The 14,368-nt window shown below is 72.6% G+C and carries 20 protein-coding genes and 1 pseudogene; 9 read left to right on the forward strand and 12 right to left on the reverse strand.

The genetic code is table 11. The annotated features are described in order from the left end of the window. Positions 1 to 79: 79 nt before the first annotated feature. The gene (locus tag ACSDG8_RS23305; RefSeq protein WP_210898449.1) at positions 80 to 856 is read left to right on the forward strand and encodes a M23 family metallopeptidase; all 777 of its coding nucleotides are present in this window, start codon (positions 80 to 82) and stop codon (positions 854 to 856) included. Positions 857 to 917: 61 nt separating this feature from the next. Here the strand turns inward: ACSDG8_RS23305 and ACSDG8_RS23310 are convergent, their stop codons facing one another. The 5 genes and pseudogenes from ACSDG8_RS23310 to ACSDG8_RS23330 form a co-directional block, all read right to left on the reverse strand. Beyond that, on the reverse strand, positions 918 to 1,415 hold the full coding sequence (locus ACSDG8_RS23310; protein WP_210898451.1) for a TspO/MBR family protein: 498 nt from the start codon (positions 1,413 to 1,415) through the stop codon (positions 918 to 920). Between the two features lie 154 nt (positions 1,416 to 1,569). Continuing rightward, on the reverse strand, positions 1,570 to 1,716 hold the full coding sequence (locus tag ACSDG8_RS23315; RefSeq protein ID WP_013288160.1) for a GPGG-motif small membrane protein: 147 nt from the start codon (positions 1,714 to 1,716) through the stop codon (positions 1,570 to 1,572). After that, positions 1,707 to 2,487 (reverse strand): annotated as a pseudogene (locus tag ACSDG8_RS23320) (metallophosphoesterase family protein). The gene ACSDG8_RS23315 and the pseudogene ACSDG8_RS23320 overlap by 10 nt, the downstream one beginning before the upstream one ends. Positions 2,488 to 2,497: 10 nt before the next feature. Next, positions 2,498 to 2,707, reverse strand: coding sequence for a hypothetical protein (locus ACSDG8_RS23325; protein ID WP_221454666.1), 210 nt, complete (start codon positions 2,705 to 2,707; stop codon positions 2,498 to 2,500). A gap of 56 nt (positions 2,708 to 2,763) precedes the next feature. Further along, positions 2,764 to 3,345, reverse strand: coding sequence for a nucleotidyltransferase (locus tag ACSDG8_RS23330; RefSeq protein ID WP_174533809.1), 582 nt, complete (start codon positions 3,343 to 3,345; stop codon positions 2,764 to 2,766). 148 nt (positions 3,346 to 3,493) lie between these two features. Here ACSDG8_RS23330 and ACSDG8_RS23335 point away from each other — a divergent pair, with 148 nt between their 5' ends. After that, positions 3,494 to 4,225 carry a dTMP kinase gene (locus ACSDG8_RS23335; RefSeq protein ID WP_210898455.1) on the forward strand — a complete coding sequence of 244 codons (732 nt, stop codon included), beginning with the start codon at positions 3,494 to 3,496 and terminating at the stop codon, positions 4,223 to 4,225. On the opposite strand, the gene ACSDG8_RS23340 is transcribed toward ACSDG8_RS23335, so the two are convergent. After that, positions 4,210 to 4,890 carry an SDR family NAD(P)-dependent oxidoreductase gene (locus ACSDG8_RS23340; RefSeq protein WP_210898456.1) on the reverse strand — a complete coding sequence of 227 codons (681 nt, stop codon included), beginning with the start codon at positions 4,888 to 4,890 and terminating at the stop codon, positions 4,210 to 4,212. The two genes, ACSDG8_RS23335 and ACSDG8_RS23340, sit on opposite strands and share 16 nt — an antisense overlap. A gap of 268 nt (positions 4,891 to 5,158) precedes the next feature. On the opposite strand from ACSDG8_RS23340, the gene ACSDG8_RS23345 reads away from it, so the two are divergent. From ACSDG8_RS23345 to ACSDG8_RS23355, 3 genes are all read left to right on the forward strand, one after another. Next, complete coding sequence (locus ACSDG8_RS23345; protein ID WP_210898457.1) at positions 5,159 to 6,073, forward strand: MurR/RpiR family transcriptional regulator; 915 nt, start codon at positions 5,159 to 5,161, stop codon at positions 6,071 to 6,073. Then, positions 6,070 to 7,017 (forward strand): N-acetylmuramic acid 6-phosphate etherase, encoded by a 948-nt coding sequence (murQ, locus tag ACSDG8_RS23350; protein WP_210898459.1) that lies wholly within the window; start codon positions 6,070 to 6,072, stop codon positions 7,015 to 7,017. Before ACSDG8_RS23345 ends, murQ begins: the two co-directional genes overlap by 4 nt. Before the next feature lie 473 nt (positions 7,018 to 7,490). Next, positions 7,491 to 8,480 (forward strand): sigma-70 family RNA polymerase sigma factor, encoded by a 990-nt coding sequence (locus tag ACSDG8_RS23355; RefSeq protein ID WP_210898635.1) that lies wholly within the window; start codon positions 7,491 to 7,493, stop codon positions 8,478 to 8,480. A gap of 72 nt (positions 8,481 to 8,552) precedes the next feature. On the opposite strand, the gene ACSDG8_RS23360 is transcribed toward ACSDG8_RS23355, so the two are convergent. Next, positions 8,553 to 9,518 (reverse strand): C40 family peptidase, encoded by a 966-nt coding sequence (locus tag ACSDG8_RS23360; protein ID WP_210898462.1) that lies wholly within the window; start codon positions 9,516 to 9,518, stop codon positions 8,553 to 8,555. A gap of 464 nt (positions 9,519 to 9,982) precedes the next feature. On the opposite strand from ACSDG8_RS23360, the gene ACSDG8_RS23365 reads away from it, so the two are divergent. Continuing rightward, positions 9,983 to 10,492, forward strand: coding sequence for a DUF6232 family protein (locus tag ACSDG8_RS23365; RefSeq protein WP_210898463.1), 510 nt, complete (start codon positions 9,983 to 9,985; stop codon positions 10,490 to 10,492). A 7-nt stretch (positions 10,493 to 10,499) separates the two neighbouring features. On the opposite strand, the gene ACSDG8_RS23370 is transcribed toward ACSDG8_RS23365, so the two are convergent. Both ACSDG8_RS23370 and ACSDG8_RS23375 read right to left on the reverse strand, forming a co-directional pair. Continuing rightward, positions 10,500 to 10,829: a DUF3817 domain-containing protein gene (locus ACSDG8_RS23370; RefSeq protein ID WP_030502253.1), complete on the reverse strand. Its 330-nt coding sequence runs from the start codon at positions 10,827 to 10,829 to the stop codon at positions 10,500 to 10,502. A gap of 25 nt (positions 10,830 to 10,854) precedes the next feature. Continuing rightward, on the reverse strand, positions 10,855 to 11,286 hold the full coding sequence (locus ACSDG8_RS23375) for a hypothetical protein (protein ID WP_210898467.1): 432 nt from the start codon (positions 11,284 to 11,286) through the stop codon (positions 10,855 to 10,857). A 125-nt stretch (positions 11,287 to 11,411) separates the two neighbouring features. On the opposite strand from ACSDG8_RS23375, the gene ACSDG8_RS23380 reads away from it, so the two are divergent. From ACSDG8_RS23380 to ACSDG8_RS23390, 3 genes are read left to right on the forward strand one after another with little or no spacing between them, the layout of a single operon-like run. Beyond that, complete coding sequence (locus ACSDG8_RS23380; RefSeq protein WP_210898469.1) at positions 11,412 to 11,705, forward strand: DUF6158 family protein; 294 nt, start codon at positions 11,412 to 11,414, stop codon at positions 11,703 to 11,705. Further along, a complete protein-coding gene (locus ACSDG8_RS23385) occupies positions 11,705 to 12,022 on the forward strand; it encodes a hypothetical protein (RefSeq protein WP_210898471.1) in 318 nt (105 codons plus the stop codon). The genes ACSDG8_RS23380 and ACSDG8_RS23385 overlap by 1 nt, the downstream gene beginning before the upstream one ends. A 34-nt stretch (positions 12,023 to 12,056) precedes the next feature. After that, positions 12,057 to 12,596 (forward strand): DUF1360 domain-containing protein, encoded by a 540-nt coding sequence (locus tag ACSDG8_RS23390; protein ID WP_210898473.1) that lies wholly within the window; start codon positions 12,057 to 12,059, stop codon positions 12,594 to 12,596. Positions 12,597 to 12,653: 57 nt separating this feature from the next. Here the strand turns inward: ACSDG8_RS23390 and ACSDG8_RS23395 are convergent, their stop codons facing one another. Genes ACSDG8_RS23395 through ACSDG8_RS23405 form a run of 3 tightly spaced genes read right to left on the reverse strand, consistent with a single transcriptional unit; the run spans position 12,654 to position 14,252 of the window. Next, a complete protein-coding gene (locus tag ACSDG8_RS23395) occupies positions 12,654 to 12,863 on the reverse strand; it encodes a hypothetical protein (protein ID WP_210898475.1) in 210 nt (69 codons plus the stop codon). Between the two features lie 26 nt (positions 12,864 to 12,889). Continuing rightward, positions 12,890 to 13,123: a hypothetical protein gene (locus tag ACSDG8_RS23400; protein WP_018786980.1), complete on the reverse strand. Its 234-nt coding sequence runs from the start codon at positions 13,121 to 13,123 to the stop codon at positions 12,890 to 12,892. Positions 13,124 to 13,163: 40 nt separating this feature from the next. Then, positions 13,164 to 14,252, reverse strand: a complete 1,089-nt coding sequence (locus ACSDG8_RS23405) for a 3-deoxy-7-phosphoheptulonate synthase (RefSeq protein WP_210898477.1) — start codon at positions 14,250 to 14,252, stop codon at positions 13,164 to 13,166. Positions 14,253 to 14,368: the final 116 nt, after the last annotated feature.

Here is a 14,368-nt window from a genome sequence, read left to right on the forward strand (position 1 = left end):
CCACGAATCTTCCCGAGAACGGAACTTTCTGTCAGGATGTCCACATCATATTGAAGACTTTCAACATTGGAGGCAGTGGATGCGCAAGCGATGGCTCGCCCTCGGGGCGAGTGTGGCTGTCCTGGCGGCGACCCTCGTGCCGGCCGCGCCGGCGATGGCCGCCCCGACGTTCAAGGTCCCGTTCCCCTGCAACCAGTCCTGGTCCGGCCAGACCCGGACCAACCACAGCCCGGCGAACGCCATCGACTTCAACCGCACCGACGACGCCGGCGACCCGGTGGTCGCCAGCGCGCCCGGCACCGTCGACGTGGTCACCAACCTCGGCGACACCAGCTACGGCAAGTACGTCCGGATCAACCACGGCGGCGGCCACACCACCTACTACGCCCACCTCAGCGCCTTCAACGTCTCCGTCGGGCAGACCGTCGGCTACGGCCGGGTGATCGGGTACGTCGGCACTACCGGCGGCTCCACCGGCCCGCACCTGCACTACGAGCAGCGCATCGACGGCAGCTCCGTGAAGATCAAGTTCAACGGCGTCCAGGCGCTCTACTGGGGCACCAAGACCTACACCAGCGACAACGGCTGCGGCGGGACGAACACCGGCGAGGGCACCGTGAACACGGCCGGGTCCCCGCTGACGGTCCGCTCCGGCCCCGGCACCGGCTACAGCTCGGTCGGCACGGTCGCCGACGGGGCGAAGGTGACCATCCAGTGCCAGACCAGCGGCACCAGCGTCAGCGGCACCTACGGCACCAGCTCGATCTGGGACCGGATCGGCTCCGGCCGGTTCATCTCCGACGCCTACGTCTACACCGGCTACGACGGCTACATCCCCGGCGTACCCCGCTGCTGAGCCCGGCGGGCGCGGGGGCGACCGGCCTCCGCGCCCGTACCGGTCAGGAGTCCCGTACCGGTCAGGAGTTCAGCCGCCACACCGCGAAGTTCAGCGCGGACGCGAACGTCACCCACGCCCAGTACGGCAGCATCAGCAGCGTGGCGGGCCGGGAGACGCGCCGGAACAGCGCCACCGTCACGCCGATCGCCAGCCACATCAGCACGATCTCGGCGAACGCCAGCCCGTACGCCCCGGCGCCGAAGAACAGCGGGGTCCAGATCGCGTTCAGCACGAGCTGCACCACCCAGGCCCACAGCGCGGGGCCGAAACCGGCCCGGCGCCAGACCAGCCAGCCGGCGATCGCGATCAGCGCGTAGAGGACCGTCCAGACCGGGCCGAACAGCCACGACGGCGGCGCCCAGGCGGGCTGCTCCAGGCTCTGGTACTCGGTGGAGGTGCCCTGGACACCCAGCCCGCCGATGGCGGCCGCGGCGAAGGTGGCGGCGCCGAAGCCGAGCAGCGCCCACCACTTCCGGGCGCCGGCCGTCCGCCGGGTGACACTCTGCGACATCTCCATGGTCGAGATGTTTCCGCTCAGCGGGGCGGGCAAACGTCGGTGGACATCCGGCCCCGGACACGGAGACGCCGGAGTCCTCGGGTGCCGACGTTCCGATCCGCAAGGAGGGAACGCCTGGGCCCGAGGACTCCGGCGCGTCGCGCTTCGGTACGGGTTAGGTGTTGAAGATGCTGACGCCGCCCGGGCCGACCAGCAGGCCGACGACGATGAGGACGATGCCCCAGAGGATCTGCCGGCGGAACAGGGCGAGAATTCCGGCGACCACCAATACGACTGCGAGAATCCAGAGAATCAGCTCCATGGCGGCTGAATACCCGTACGCCCGATCCCGGAAACCTCCCGCTCAGTCGAGCTGATCACCGCCCAGGTGGAAGACGCTGTACGCCTGCTTGATCACCGGGTGCGCCACGTTGCGGACCCGTACTCCGCCCGGCGTGGTGCCGCGCTCGGTGCCGTGGTGGGCGTGCCCGTGCAGCGCCAGCGCGGTGGGCGCGGCGTCGATCGCCTGCCCGAGCTGGTAGCACCCGAGGAACGGATAGATCTCCAGCGGCTCGCCGGCGAGCGTGTCCGGCACGGGGGAGTAGTGGGTGAGCGCGACGAGCGCATCGCAGTCGAGCGAGAGCAGCGCGTCGGCCAGCGCGTCGGCGCTCTCCCGGGTGGTCCGCACGAACGCCTTCATCTCCGGCTCCCCGAAGTCGCTGGCGCACCGCCCGGCGAACCCGCCGCCGAACCCCTTCACGCCGGCCACCCCGAGCCGCCCGCCGGGGGTGTCCACCACGGTGCCGGTGCCCTCCAGCACGGTGATCCCGGCGTCCTCCAGCACCTTCACCACCTGCGGCACCTGGTCGCACTGGTGGTCGTGGTTGCCGAGCACGGTGATCACCGGTACGCCGACATCGCCGAACTCCTGGGCCACGCAGCGCGCCTCGGCCTCGGTGCCGTGCCGGGTCAGGTCACCGGCGAGCAGCAGCGCGTCGGCGCTGCCGGGCAGCTCCTCCAGCGCCGGCCGGAACCGGCCCACCACGTCCTCGTCCAGATGCACGTCGCCGACGGCGGCGATCCGGATCACCATCGAACCTCCCTCACGGCAGTTCCTCGACCTGGGTGGGCGCCTCGGTGCGGATCACCCCGATGTCACTGGTGACCGGGGTGTCCGGGAAGCGCTCGGCGACCCGCCGCAGGATCTCCTCGCGCCGGTGCGGGCTCTCCACCTCGCCGTAGAGCACCAGCCCGCTCTCCCGGCGCACCACTGTGATGCCCTGCTCGGCCACCGAGGGGTCCTCGGCGAGCATGCTCTGGATCTCCGCCTCGACGTACTCGTCGGGTGGAACGTCGTGCGACTGTCCGGTCACAGGGTCTCCCTTCCGCCGGGCACGCCGCCGGGCAGCACGTCCAGCCGGTCGAGCAGCACCAGGAACGCCTCCGCGTACGGCGAGTGCTGCGTCTCCTTCCGTACCCGTTCCCAGTCGATCTGTTCCCGCAGCGAGCGGGCCAGCGGCAGGGCGCGGGCGAAGTCGCAGTAGTGCTGCGAGAAGCTCAGCAGCTTGTGCACCATGAGCTGGCTGGCCGAGAGCACCGGCATGTGGATGGCGTCGACCGGACGCACGATCGTGTCGGCGAACGTCTCCTCCGTCACCGGCGTCTCGACCGGCCGGTGGATCAGGTCCACCATCCGGTCCTCGTCGTAGACCTTGACCAGCCAGTCCTCCGGCGGGCGCTCGGCGGTGAAGCCGGCCTCGACGAGCGCCTCCAGTGCCCGGTCGACGTCCGCCTCCCGGAGCAGGAAGTCCACGTCGTGGTCGCTGGAGTGGCCGCCGTGCGCGTACACCGCGAAGCTGCCACCCAGCGCGAACGGGATCTCGGACTGTTTGAGCACGGCGGCGACCTTCTTCAGCGTGTGCACCAGGGTCTCGTCCCCGCGCTCGGCCATCTGCGGCTCCCTCGTCGTCATGGGCGTTGGGATCACGATGCGTACCCGGCTGGCGCTTTGGTCACACCTGTAGCGGCGCGGTCCGTCCGCTCGGGCAGGAAAGCGACAAATCGGCGATGGTGAGCGTCGATCGGATAACCTCGACAAGGTGGCCAGCTCCCGGCGAGCGCGGCGCGGCAGGGCCCGACTGCGCGCCGTAGCCCTGATCGGCATCGACGGCTCGGGCAAGACCACCCAGGCGCACCGGCTCGCCCAGGCCCTGACCGCCGCCGGCCACCCCGCGACCTATCACCGCAACGCCGGTGGCCGCCGCTGGCTGGGCCGCATCGCCCAACGGGTCGGCCGTGCGGACGCGCAGCGGCTCGTCGGGCGCGACGGCCTGCTCGTCGTCGAGTCGGCGCTGCGGTGGCTGGCGATCGCGCTCGCGCTGCTCAGCTGCCTGGTCACCGGCCGTACCGCGGTGATGGACCGCTGGTCCTACTGCCAGTACGCGAGCATCCGGGCGCACGGCGGGCAGCGGTGGGAACGGCTGGCCCGGGCCGGGTACCGGGTCTTCCCGGCGCCCGAGGTGACGTTCCTGCTCACCGTCGACCCGGCCGAGGCGTACCGCCGGATCGAGCGGCGCGGCACCGACCACGAGAGCATGGAATGGCTGACCGACGCGGACGCCGCCTACCGGGGGCTGCCGGAGTACGGCGGATTCGTGGTGGTGGACGGCAACGGTCCGCCGGAGGAGGTGGCCCGCCGGATCCGGGCGCATCTGAGCGAGTGGCTGCCCGACGATCCGTCCGCCGGTCCCGGTCCGGCTCCGGGCGGCCCGCCGCGTCCGGCCGGCGGCGCGGGCCGCGACGGCCCGGTGCCGGCTCAGGCCCGGCCGTAGACCGGGATGCCGGCGCCGCTCGTGGGCGCCGACTCGGTGGAGGCCAGGAACCGGATAACGGCGGCGATCTCCGCCGGGGGCACCCAGCGCCGGTGGTCGGCGTCGGGCTGGGCGGCCCGGTTGGCCGGGGTGTCGATGACGCTCGGCAGCACCGTGTTGCACCGCACACCGCGCTGCCGGTACTCGACAGCGACCGCGTCGGCGAACGCCCGCACCGCGGCCTTGGCGGTGACGTAGCCCGAGGCGCCCGGGAACGGCGACACCGCCGCCCGCGCGGAGACGCACACCACGGCGCCGTCGCCGGTCGCCGACAGGTGCGGCAGCGCCGCCCGGGTCACCAGGTAGGTCGGGCGCAGGTTGATCCGCAGCATCCGCTCGAACTCCTCGACCGGGGTCTCGTGCACCAGGCCGCCGGCGGCGTACCCGCCGACCAGGTTGACCAGCGCGCGCAGCGGCGCGGCGGGTTCGGCGGTGGCGACCTCGACCGCCCGCGCGGCCCCCTCGGGGGTCAGCAGGTCCGCCTCGACGCGGACCGGGCCGCCGCCGTCCGTCCCGGGCTCCCGCTGGGGTACGACCACCCGCCAGCCGGCCTCCAGGAAGGCGTCGGTGACCGCGCCGCCCAGTCCGCCCGTACCTCCGGTCACCAGCACCGTGCGTTCCGTCATGGACACACGCTAACCAACGGCCCCACCGGCCGTCCGGCGGCCCGGCGGCGGCCGTCCGGCCTGCCTGGTCGAGGCCGTCCAGCCAGGCGGGCGCGCGCGACGGCGGACCGGCACGTCGCCCGGCGGGACGGACTCGGCCGGACCGGATGAAGCGGCCGGGCTGCGAGAATGGGATCCTTGGCTCGGGTGGCGGGCACGGAAGACGGTAAATTTCCCGATACGCGGTGTCATGGTTGACGCTCACGCCCTCTGAAAGTAAGTTTCATCCGTGGCGAAGAGTCCGAAGATTTCTGCGAGTCACGAGCCCGGTGGACTGATCGTCCACATCAGCGGCCTGCTGCCCTCGCTGTCCCCGGCCGAACAGCGGGTGGCCCGGCTGGTCGTCGCCGATCCGGCGGACGCGGCCCGGCGCACGATCACCGACCTCGCCACCGCCGCCGAGACATCCGAGGCGACCGTGATCCGCTTCTGCCGCTCGGTCGGCATGGACGGCTATCCCCAGCTGCGGATCCGCCTCGCCGCCGAGGCCGCCCGCCGGATCGAGCCGCCGGACGCGCGGGTCGTCGGTGGCGACATCCCGCCGGGCGCGGACCTGGCCCAGATCATCGCCACCATCGCCTTCAACGACGCCCGGGCCGTCGAGGAGACCGCCGAGCAGCTCGACCCGGCGGTCTGCGAGCAGGTCGTCGAGGCGATCGGCGCCGCCGGCCGGATCGACGTCTACGGCGCGGGCGCCAGCGGCTTCGTCGCCTCCGACTTCCAGCAGAAGCTGCACCGCATCGGCCGCATCGCGTTCTACTTCCCGGACGTGCACACCGCGCTCACCTCCGCCGCCCTGCTCGGGCGCGGCGACGTCGCGGTCGGCATCTCGCACACCGGCACCACGTCCGACGTCATCGAGGTGCTGGAGCAGGCGCGGGCCCGCGGAGCCACCACCGTGGCGCTCACCAACTTCCCGCGCTCGCCGATCACCGACGTCGCCGACCACGTGCTCACCACCGCCGCCCGGGAGACGACCTACCGCTCCGGCGCGACGGCCAGCCGGCTGGCCCAGCTCACCGTCGTCGACTGCCTCTTCGTCGGGGTGGCCGCGCGCAGCCGCGCCCGGACCAAGAAGGCGCTCGAAGCCACCGCCGAGGCGGTCAAGTCGCGCCGGGTCGGTCCCGGGCGGAGGCGGGGATGACGGCGGGCCGGGTGGAACGCGACGGCGTGGCGGCGATCCAGCCGGTGGTGCGTGTCGGCGCGCCGACCGAGCGTCGCAACCCGCACAGCTTCGACCTCGACCTGATGTCCACCCGGGACGTGCTCACCGTGATCAACGAGGCCGACCGGAGGGTGCCGGCCGCCGTCGCCGCCGTGCTGGACGAGATCGCCGAGACCGTCGACCTGGCGGTGGCCGCGCTGCGTGACGGACACCGCGTGCACTACTTCGGCGCCGGCACCTCCGGCCGCCTCGGCGTGCTGGACGCGGCCGAGCTGGCCCCCACGTTCAACTCGCCCCGGCACTGGTTCTGCTCGCACCTCGCCGGTGGCCCGGACGCCATGTGGCGGGCGGTCGAGGACGCCGAGGACGACGAGCGCGGCGGCGCCGCCGAAGCCGCCGAGTGCGTACGCCCGGGCGACCTGGTGGTGGGCCTGGCGGCCAGCGGACGCACCCCGTACGTCCTCGGGGCGCTCGCCGCGTCCCGGGAGCTGGGGGCCGCTACGGTGCTGCTCTGCGCGAATCCGGAGGCCCCGGCCGCCGCGTCGGTGGACGTCTTCATCGGCGTGGACACCGGGCCGGAGGTGGTCACCGGGTCGACCCGGATGAAGGCCGGCACCGCGCAGAAGCTGGTGCTCAACACGTTTTCCACGGCCGTCATGGTGCGTCTGGGCCGTGTCTACTCGAACCTGATGATCGACATGGTGGCCACGAACGCCAAACTGCGCGGCCGCATGATCTCGATCCTCATGGAGGCCACCGGCTGCGCCGAGGAGGTCTGCCGGGCCGCCCTGCGGGAGGCCGACGGCGACCTGAAGACCGCGCTCGTCGCGCTCGTCTCCGGCGCCGAGGTGCCGGCCGCCCGGGCCGCGCTGGCCCGCTCCGCCCACCAGGTACGCGGCGCGCTCGCCCTGCTCGCCTCCTGACCGCTCCCGCTCACCCGTTCTCCCGCCGATCCACCCGCCCGGGCGCATCCGTCCGGGGGGTGCGACGCGTATCACGTGCGGGAGGGGGACGTTCCCGCCCGCACGGATTGTTCAACGAGGCGGAGGGTAATCCTGAGCGTGGCTGAACCGACCGGTCCGCGAGCGCGTATCTCGCAGTGACCAGGATCGCAACGACCCGGTGACGCGGCTCGCTGTGTTCATGGAACAGGCAATGGTGCCATTCCATGGGCGAATAGCGATTCAGCAGCTCCGGCAGGCGTCAAAAGCCGTGTCCGGAACCCGTCCGAACCGGGCCGGTAACAGGAAACATGGACCGGGCTCTCAGCTAGTACTCAGGCATTCGTGACAGTTTCGACTCACGGCATGGAATCCCCGACGCGTCACATCTGTTGTGTAGGTGTCAGCACCTACGGGCACAGCGGAGGTTACGGGGAGGGCTGATGAACGTGGGGATGGCAAGGAACCGGGCAACCGGCGCGAGCGAGGGGACCGTGGCAATCGTGGACAAGAACATCGGCATGCGTACCGACGAGGTCGCCGAGGAGCGGGACCTGGTCGGCGTCTACCTGCACGAGATCTCCCGGACGCCGCTGCTCGACGCCGCCCGGGAGGTCGACCTCTCCAAGACGATCGAGGCGGGCCTCTACGCCGAGCACCTGCTCGACTCGGAGCGCATTCCCGACGGCGTCGACCGGGAGGACCTGGAGCAGCTGGTCGTCGAGGGTGAGCGCGCGAAGGACCTGTTCATCCGCGCGAACCTGCGGCTGGTCGTGTCGATCGCCCGGCGCTACGTGCGCTCCGGCATGCCCATGCTGGACCTGATCCAGGAGGGCAACACCGGCCTGGTCCGGGCGGTCGAGAAGTTCGACTACGAGCGTGGCTTCAAGTTCTCCACCTACGCGACGTGGTGGATCCGCCAGGCCATCAGCCGGGCGATCGCCCAGCAGGAGCGGACCGTACGGCTGCCCGTGCACCTGGTGGAGGACGTCAACCGGATGCGCAACGTGGCCCGGCAGCTCACCCGTGAGCTGGGCGGCGACCCGGAGCCGGAGCAGATCGCGACCGCACTCGGCGTGACCGTCGAGCGGGTCAACGAGCTGGTCCGCTGGTCGCAGGACACCGTCTCGCTGGACACGCCGGTCGGTGACGACGGCGACACCAACCTCGGTGACCTGGTCGCCGACAGCGACGCGCCGTCGCCCGAGGAGATCGTGCTCACCGGCCTGGAGCGGCAGCGGATCGAGGGTCTGCTCAACCACCTCGACGACCGGTCCGCCGGCATCATGCGGGCCCGGTACGGCCTGGAGGACGGGCGCGAGCACTCGCTGACCGAGGTCGCGTCGCGGTTCTCGCTCTCCCGGGAGCGGATCCGCCAGCTGGAGATCCAGGCCCTCGGCCGGCTGCGTGAGCTGGCTCGCGCGGAGGGGCTGCAGGCGGCCTGACCTGGTAGTAATTGAGACAACGAACGGCCGGCGTCCGACAGGGGGACGCCGGCCGTTCGCCGTCCGCGTCGATCAGACCCGGCCGTAGCCGGCGATCGACATGATGTTCATACCGCGTTTGCTGACGTTGCGTCCGGCGCTCGGCGCGTCGATGATCTGGCCGTTGCCGACGTAGAGCGCCACGTGCCCGAGCCCGGAGTAGAACACCAGGTCGCCCGGTTGCAGCTCGCTGCGGCTGATCCGCTTGGTGGCGCTCCACTGTCGCGCCGCGCTGTGCGGCAGCGACTTCCCGGCCACCCGCCACGCCGCGAGCGTGAGACCCGAGCAGTCGTAACTGCCGGGGCCGTCCTGGCCGTAGCCGTAGGGCTTGCCGACCGCGCCGTAGGCGTACCGGACGGCCTTGCCGGCGTCACCGGAGACGGCCGGGGGCTTGCCCGCCGAGCCGGCGTTGCCGGGCGCCTCGGTGGCCCGCCCGTACGCCCTGCGCCGCATCTCGTAGAGGTCGGCCAGGTCGCCCTCGATCCGCGTCTTCGCGGTCTTGAGCTGCTTGGCCTGCGCCGCCTCGCGGGCGAGCGTGGCGTCCAGCCGGGTCTTCTGGTCGATCAGCCGCTGCTGGTCGGCGGTGAAGCTGGAGAGGGTGCGCTGGCGCTGGCGGGTGAGCTGGTCCAGCGTGCCCAGCCGCTCCGGCAGCGTGGCCTGGCCGCCCGGGTCCAGCAGGGCCGCGGTGGTACGCATGCCGCCGGTCTTGTACGCCGTCGCCGCCAGCACGCCCACCTCGGCGCGGCTGCGCTCGGCCTGTTCCTGCAACGGCCCGATCCGGGCCTCCAACTTGGCCGCGGTGGCCTTGTTGGCCTTGATGTCCTCGTTGAGCTTGTTGTAGGACTCGACGATTCGCTCCAGCTCAGTCGAGGACTTCTCGATCTGCTTCGTCAGCTCGGCGGGGGTGGGCTCGGCCCGAGCCACCTGCGCCGGGGCGAGCAGCGCGGCCGAGAGGCCGGCCACCGCCAGCGAGCGGAGCAGCATCCGTAAGGACGACAAGAGCGGAAAGCTCCTCTCCCACCGGTCGCCGGGCGCGTTCGCGACCCGGCGACACCGGCCCGGGGCCATCCGGGCGGATGGCTGTCGACCGGGCCGACCTGCACAACCTAACCCGTGATCGGAGTGGCCGGGAGTTCAAGCAGGGGCGAAAGTTGGCAAAGTGGCGGAAAGTGACGATGATGCGCCTGACCGTCCGTGCCCGCCTCACCGACCGGCCGTACCCGGGTTCGGGGCGTCTGCGTAGATGGTGTGGCTCGCCCCATTGGTCGTTCTGGGCGGATGTCGTCAGCCACCGCCACGCAAAGTCACGACAAAGGTGGAAATCGCTCTCTCTTTCCGGCGGGCCGCCCGGGGCAGCCCCGGCGGTCGACAGCCGAAAACCCGAGGTCAGGTGGCGGACCCGCAACACAATGAAGCCCGGAACCGGGATTCCCGCACGGGATCCGCGTCCCCGGGAGGCCGCCGTGCAGACCGACCGCTCCGCCACCCAGCCGCCCCGACCCGCCACACCCAAGCTGCTCTACGCCCGGCCCGGCATCGTCGTCACCGCCGAGCGCTTCACCGTCGGCCGCAACACCTGGCCGGTGGCCGAGATCACCCAGGTGCGGACCGACCGCGGCCCGCACGACCGGCTCGCGATCCGCGCTGTCGTCGTGTCCGCCGCGATGATCGCCGCGGTCGGGGTGCTGCTCGGCTTCACCGGCGGCCTGCACCGGCTCACCGCCGGGGCGTACCTCATGCTCGGCGGGGTCGGGCTGGTGCCGCTGCTGCTCGTGCTGATCGGCGACCGCTGGCGGCCCCCCGCGCACGAGCTGTGGGGCCGCGTCCGCGGCACCGAGGTGCTGCTGTTCAGCAGCGACGACGAACGGCAGTTCGGTCAGGTCAGCCGGGCGCTGCGCCGAGCCCGTGAGGCGGCGCGCATGGGCGGCTGGGCCGACCCGCCGCCGGCCGAGCCGTGGCGGCCGCCGCGGTGAGCGGCGCTCAGCCCGCGACCGGCTCCGGGGTACGCGGCCGCTGCTCGGCGGCCACCCACTGGCTCACCCGCCGCTCGGCGTAGAACGAGACGAACGGCACGGTGCCGGCGAGCATCACCAGCAGCATCCGCTTCAGCGGCCAGTTCGCCCGGCGGGACAGGTCGAACGTGAGCGCCAGATAGAGCATGTACAGCCAGCCGTGCGCCACCCCGACCACGCCCACCACGCTCGGGTTGTCGAAGCCGTACTTCAGCGGCATGCCGATCAGGACCAGCACCACGAGCGCCACGCCCACGATCCAGGCGATCACGCGGTACCGGGTAAGGGCTCCGCCCACCGTCGTCCGTCCTTCCGCACCGGCCTCAGCCGGGATAGTCGCCGGGCCGGGCGCCCGGATTGGCGTTCAACCAGGATAGATAGCGGTTGTACGCGGCCAGTTCGGCGTCGTCCGCCCCGTCGGCCGGGGCGGCCGGCGTCCGCACGACGCGCACCGGACGGCGTACCGCCGGGGTGGTGCCCGCCGCCTCGGCGCCGGCGGCCGCCGACGGCGCCGGATCGCCCGGCGGCTGCGCGTCGCCCGCCGGACCGGCCCGCAGCGCCTGCCGGACCTCACGCCACCAGACGAAGATCACGAAACCGGCGAAGACCGGCCACTCGATCGCGTAACCGAAGCTGATCGCGTTCCCCCCGGCGGCGCGGGTGACCTGCCACCAGCCCATCCCGAGGCAACCTGCCACCAGCACGACCATGGCCACGTGGCGGACGATCCACGCCGGTGTCCAGAGCCGTTCCATGCCCACGAGAGTACCGGGACGGCCGGGGTGTCTCCGACACGGCGTCGTAGTCCGGGCGGTGGTTTGGTGACACGCCCGCTGGGCATCCGAACAGGTGCCAACCCGAACGAGACGAGGGGGCGACGATGACCGAATCGGTACGCCGGGACGCGAGCCCGGAACAGCGGGTCGCGGAGTGGGACGGCGACCACGCCCGCGCCGTCGACGGAGAGCAGCTCGGGGTGGACCCGGTGGAGCTGGGCGACGAGGACCTGGTCCGGGAGATGCAGAGCCTGCACCGCACCCGGCTGGACACGCTGCGCCACGCCACCGACTCGGCGCTCGCCAACCACCTGCGGCGCACCGCCGAACTGGAGACTGAGTACCTGGCCCGGCACCCCGGCCGGGAGGTCGACCCGAGCCGGTTGCGGGACGCCTGATGGCCAGCCACGCCGAACGCGGCATGTCCGCGCCCCCGGAGGTGGTCTTCAACACCGCTACCGACCCGGACCGCTCCTCGGCCTGGCTGCCGGAGCGGCTGCGCAACTCCGGCACGTGCCGGGTCGAGGTCGTCGACGCCGACGACATGCGGGCCCGGTGGAGCGCCGCGGACTGGTCCGCCGAGATCGACGTGGAGCCGGCCGACGCGGGCGGCGCCCGGGTGCGGCTCGACCTGGCCGGCCCCGACCACGACCTGGCCGACGAGATCCTGGCCAACCTCGACCGCGAGGTGGCCGACAACCTGACCGCCGGATGAGCCCGGCCCGCACGACGAGCACGAGGAGGCCGGGTTGACCGGGAGTGGCCTGAAGCAGAAGGTGGCGCGCCTGCGCCAGGCGTACGCGCCGCACGAGCACCGGCCGCTGGAGGGCTATCTGAAGGCGATGGGCACTTACGCGGGCGTGACCGCCGCGCTCGTCGGCCTGGTCCGGGCGACCGGCCGGCCGGTGCCCGAGCGGCCCACGCCCGCGGACGTGGTGCTGCTCTCGATCGCCACGCACAAGCTCAGCCGGCTGCTGTCCAAGGACGCGATCACCAGCCCGCTGCGGGCGCCGTTCACCCGCTACGACCACCCGATCGGCAGCGGCGAGGTGATGGAGCAGGTCCGCGACGAGGGCAGCCCCACCCGGCACGCGCTCGGCGAGCTGGTCAGCTGCCCGTTCTGCCTGGCGGTCTGGGTGGCGACCGGGCTCACCGGCGGCCTGGTGCTGGCGCCCCGGCTGACCCGGCTGGTCGCCACCGCGCTGACCGCGGTGGCCGCCTCCGACTTCCTCCAGATGGGGTACGCGGTCGCCCAGCAGGCGGCCGAGGGCGGTCGCCACGAGGAGTGACCCACGGACACGAAAGGGGGCCGGCGAGCCGGCCCCCTTTTCCGTGTCTTCCCACCGTCAGGTGGGGGTGGTGCCGTGGTCCTCGCCAGCCCAGCCGCGCGACGCCTCCGGCTCCCGCTCGTCCTCGTCCTCGCCGGTGACGACCTCCCGGTCCACAGCGGTCCGGTCGTGCTCGTTGGCGAAGTCCGGCTCCGGGAGCGTGTCGACGCCCTCCGGGGGCTGGCCGAGCGCCGCCAGGTGCTCGTGGTCGGGGTTGCGGTCGGTCATGTTCGCGTCCTCTCGTCGGCGGGGGCTCAGGCGACCGTGCCGCCCAGCAGATCGGCCGCCTCGTCCGCCGCGTACTCGCCCTGGGGGAGCGCGGCGATCCGGGTGAGCAGCTCCGCGGGGAGTTCGGCGGCCACCGCCCGGCGGTAGATGTCCGCCTGAGTGATCCGCTCCTGGCCGTGGTAGATGTCGTCGAGCAGGTCGTCGAGCGGCCGGGTGTCGGGCTGCTCGGTCACGGGCGCGTCATCGGTCACGCCGACCACCTACCCGGCGCCGAACCGGTCAAACTCGCCCCAACCCCGCTCAGGCCCGTGCCGGGAGCGTGGCCCGGCGGGCCCGGACGGCCTGCGCCAGGTGATCCAGGACCTCGTCCGTGGTGTCCCAGCCGATGCAGGCGTCGGTGACCGACTGGCCGTACGCCAGCTCCCGGGTCGGGTCCAGGTCCTGCCGGCCGGGCGCCAGGAAGCTCTCCAGCATGATGCCGACGATCCCGCGCTGACCGGCGGCGAGCTGGGCCGCCACGTCCGCCGCGACAAGCGGCTGGTTGCGGTGGTCCTTGCCGCTGTTGGCGTGACTGGCGTCGACCACCACCCGCTCCGGCAGGCCCGCGGCCCGCAGCAGCTCCAGCGCCCCGGCCACCGACTCCGCGTCGTAGTTCGGCCGGCCGCCCCCGCCGCGCAGCACCAGGTGCCCGTCCGCGTTGCCCCGGGTGTGCATGATCGCCGGGGTGCCGGAGACGTCGATGCCGGGGAAGACGTGCGGCACACCGGCCGCCCGGATCGCGTCCACGGCGGTGGCGATGCTGCCGTCGGGGCGGTTCTTCATGCCGATCGGCATGGACAGCCCGGAGGCGAGCTGCCGGTGCACCTGGCTCTCCACCGTCCGCGCGCCGATCGCGCCCCAGGCCACCGTGTCGGCGATGTACTGCGGGGTGATCGGGTCGAGGAACTCGCAGCCCACCGGCAGGCCCAGGCGCAGCACGTCGAGCAGGAGCGCCCGCGCGGTACGCAGGCCGGTGTTCACGTCGCCGGAGCCGTCCAGCGCCGGGTCGTTGATCAGGCCCTTCCAGCCCACCGTCGAGCGCGGCTTCTCGAAGTAGACGCGCATCACCACGAGCAGGTCGTCGGCGACCCGCGCGGCGGCCTCGCGCAGGCGGCCCGCGTACTCCAGGGCGGCGGCCGGGTCGTGCACGGAGCAGGGGCCGACGACGACGAGCAGCCGGTCGTCGGCGCGGTCCAGCACCCGGCCGACGGCACGCCGGCCCGCCACGACGGCCTCGGCCAGCGGGGTGTCCAGTGGCAGGTGGTGGTGCAGCAGGGCCGGGGTGGTCAGCGGCACCACACGGTCGATGCGCTGGTCGATGACCCGATGGGCGTCCTGGGACGTGGTCACGGTGGGGTTTCCTTCCGCCGACCGTGCCCCCGTGCCGGGTCCGGGGGATCGAGCCGGCTGCTCGCATACGAAAGGGCAGGGAAAAGGATCCCTGCCCGGCCGGCTCGAAGAGGTGG

Origin of the sequence: Micromonospora sp. LA-10 (assembly GCF_051853095.1) — a bacterium.
Taxonomy (GTDB): domain Bacteria; phylum Actinomycetota; class Actinomycetes; order Mycobacteriales; family Micromonosporaceae; genus Micromonospora; species Micromonospora echinospora_A.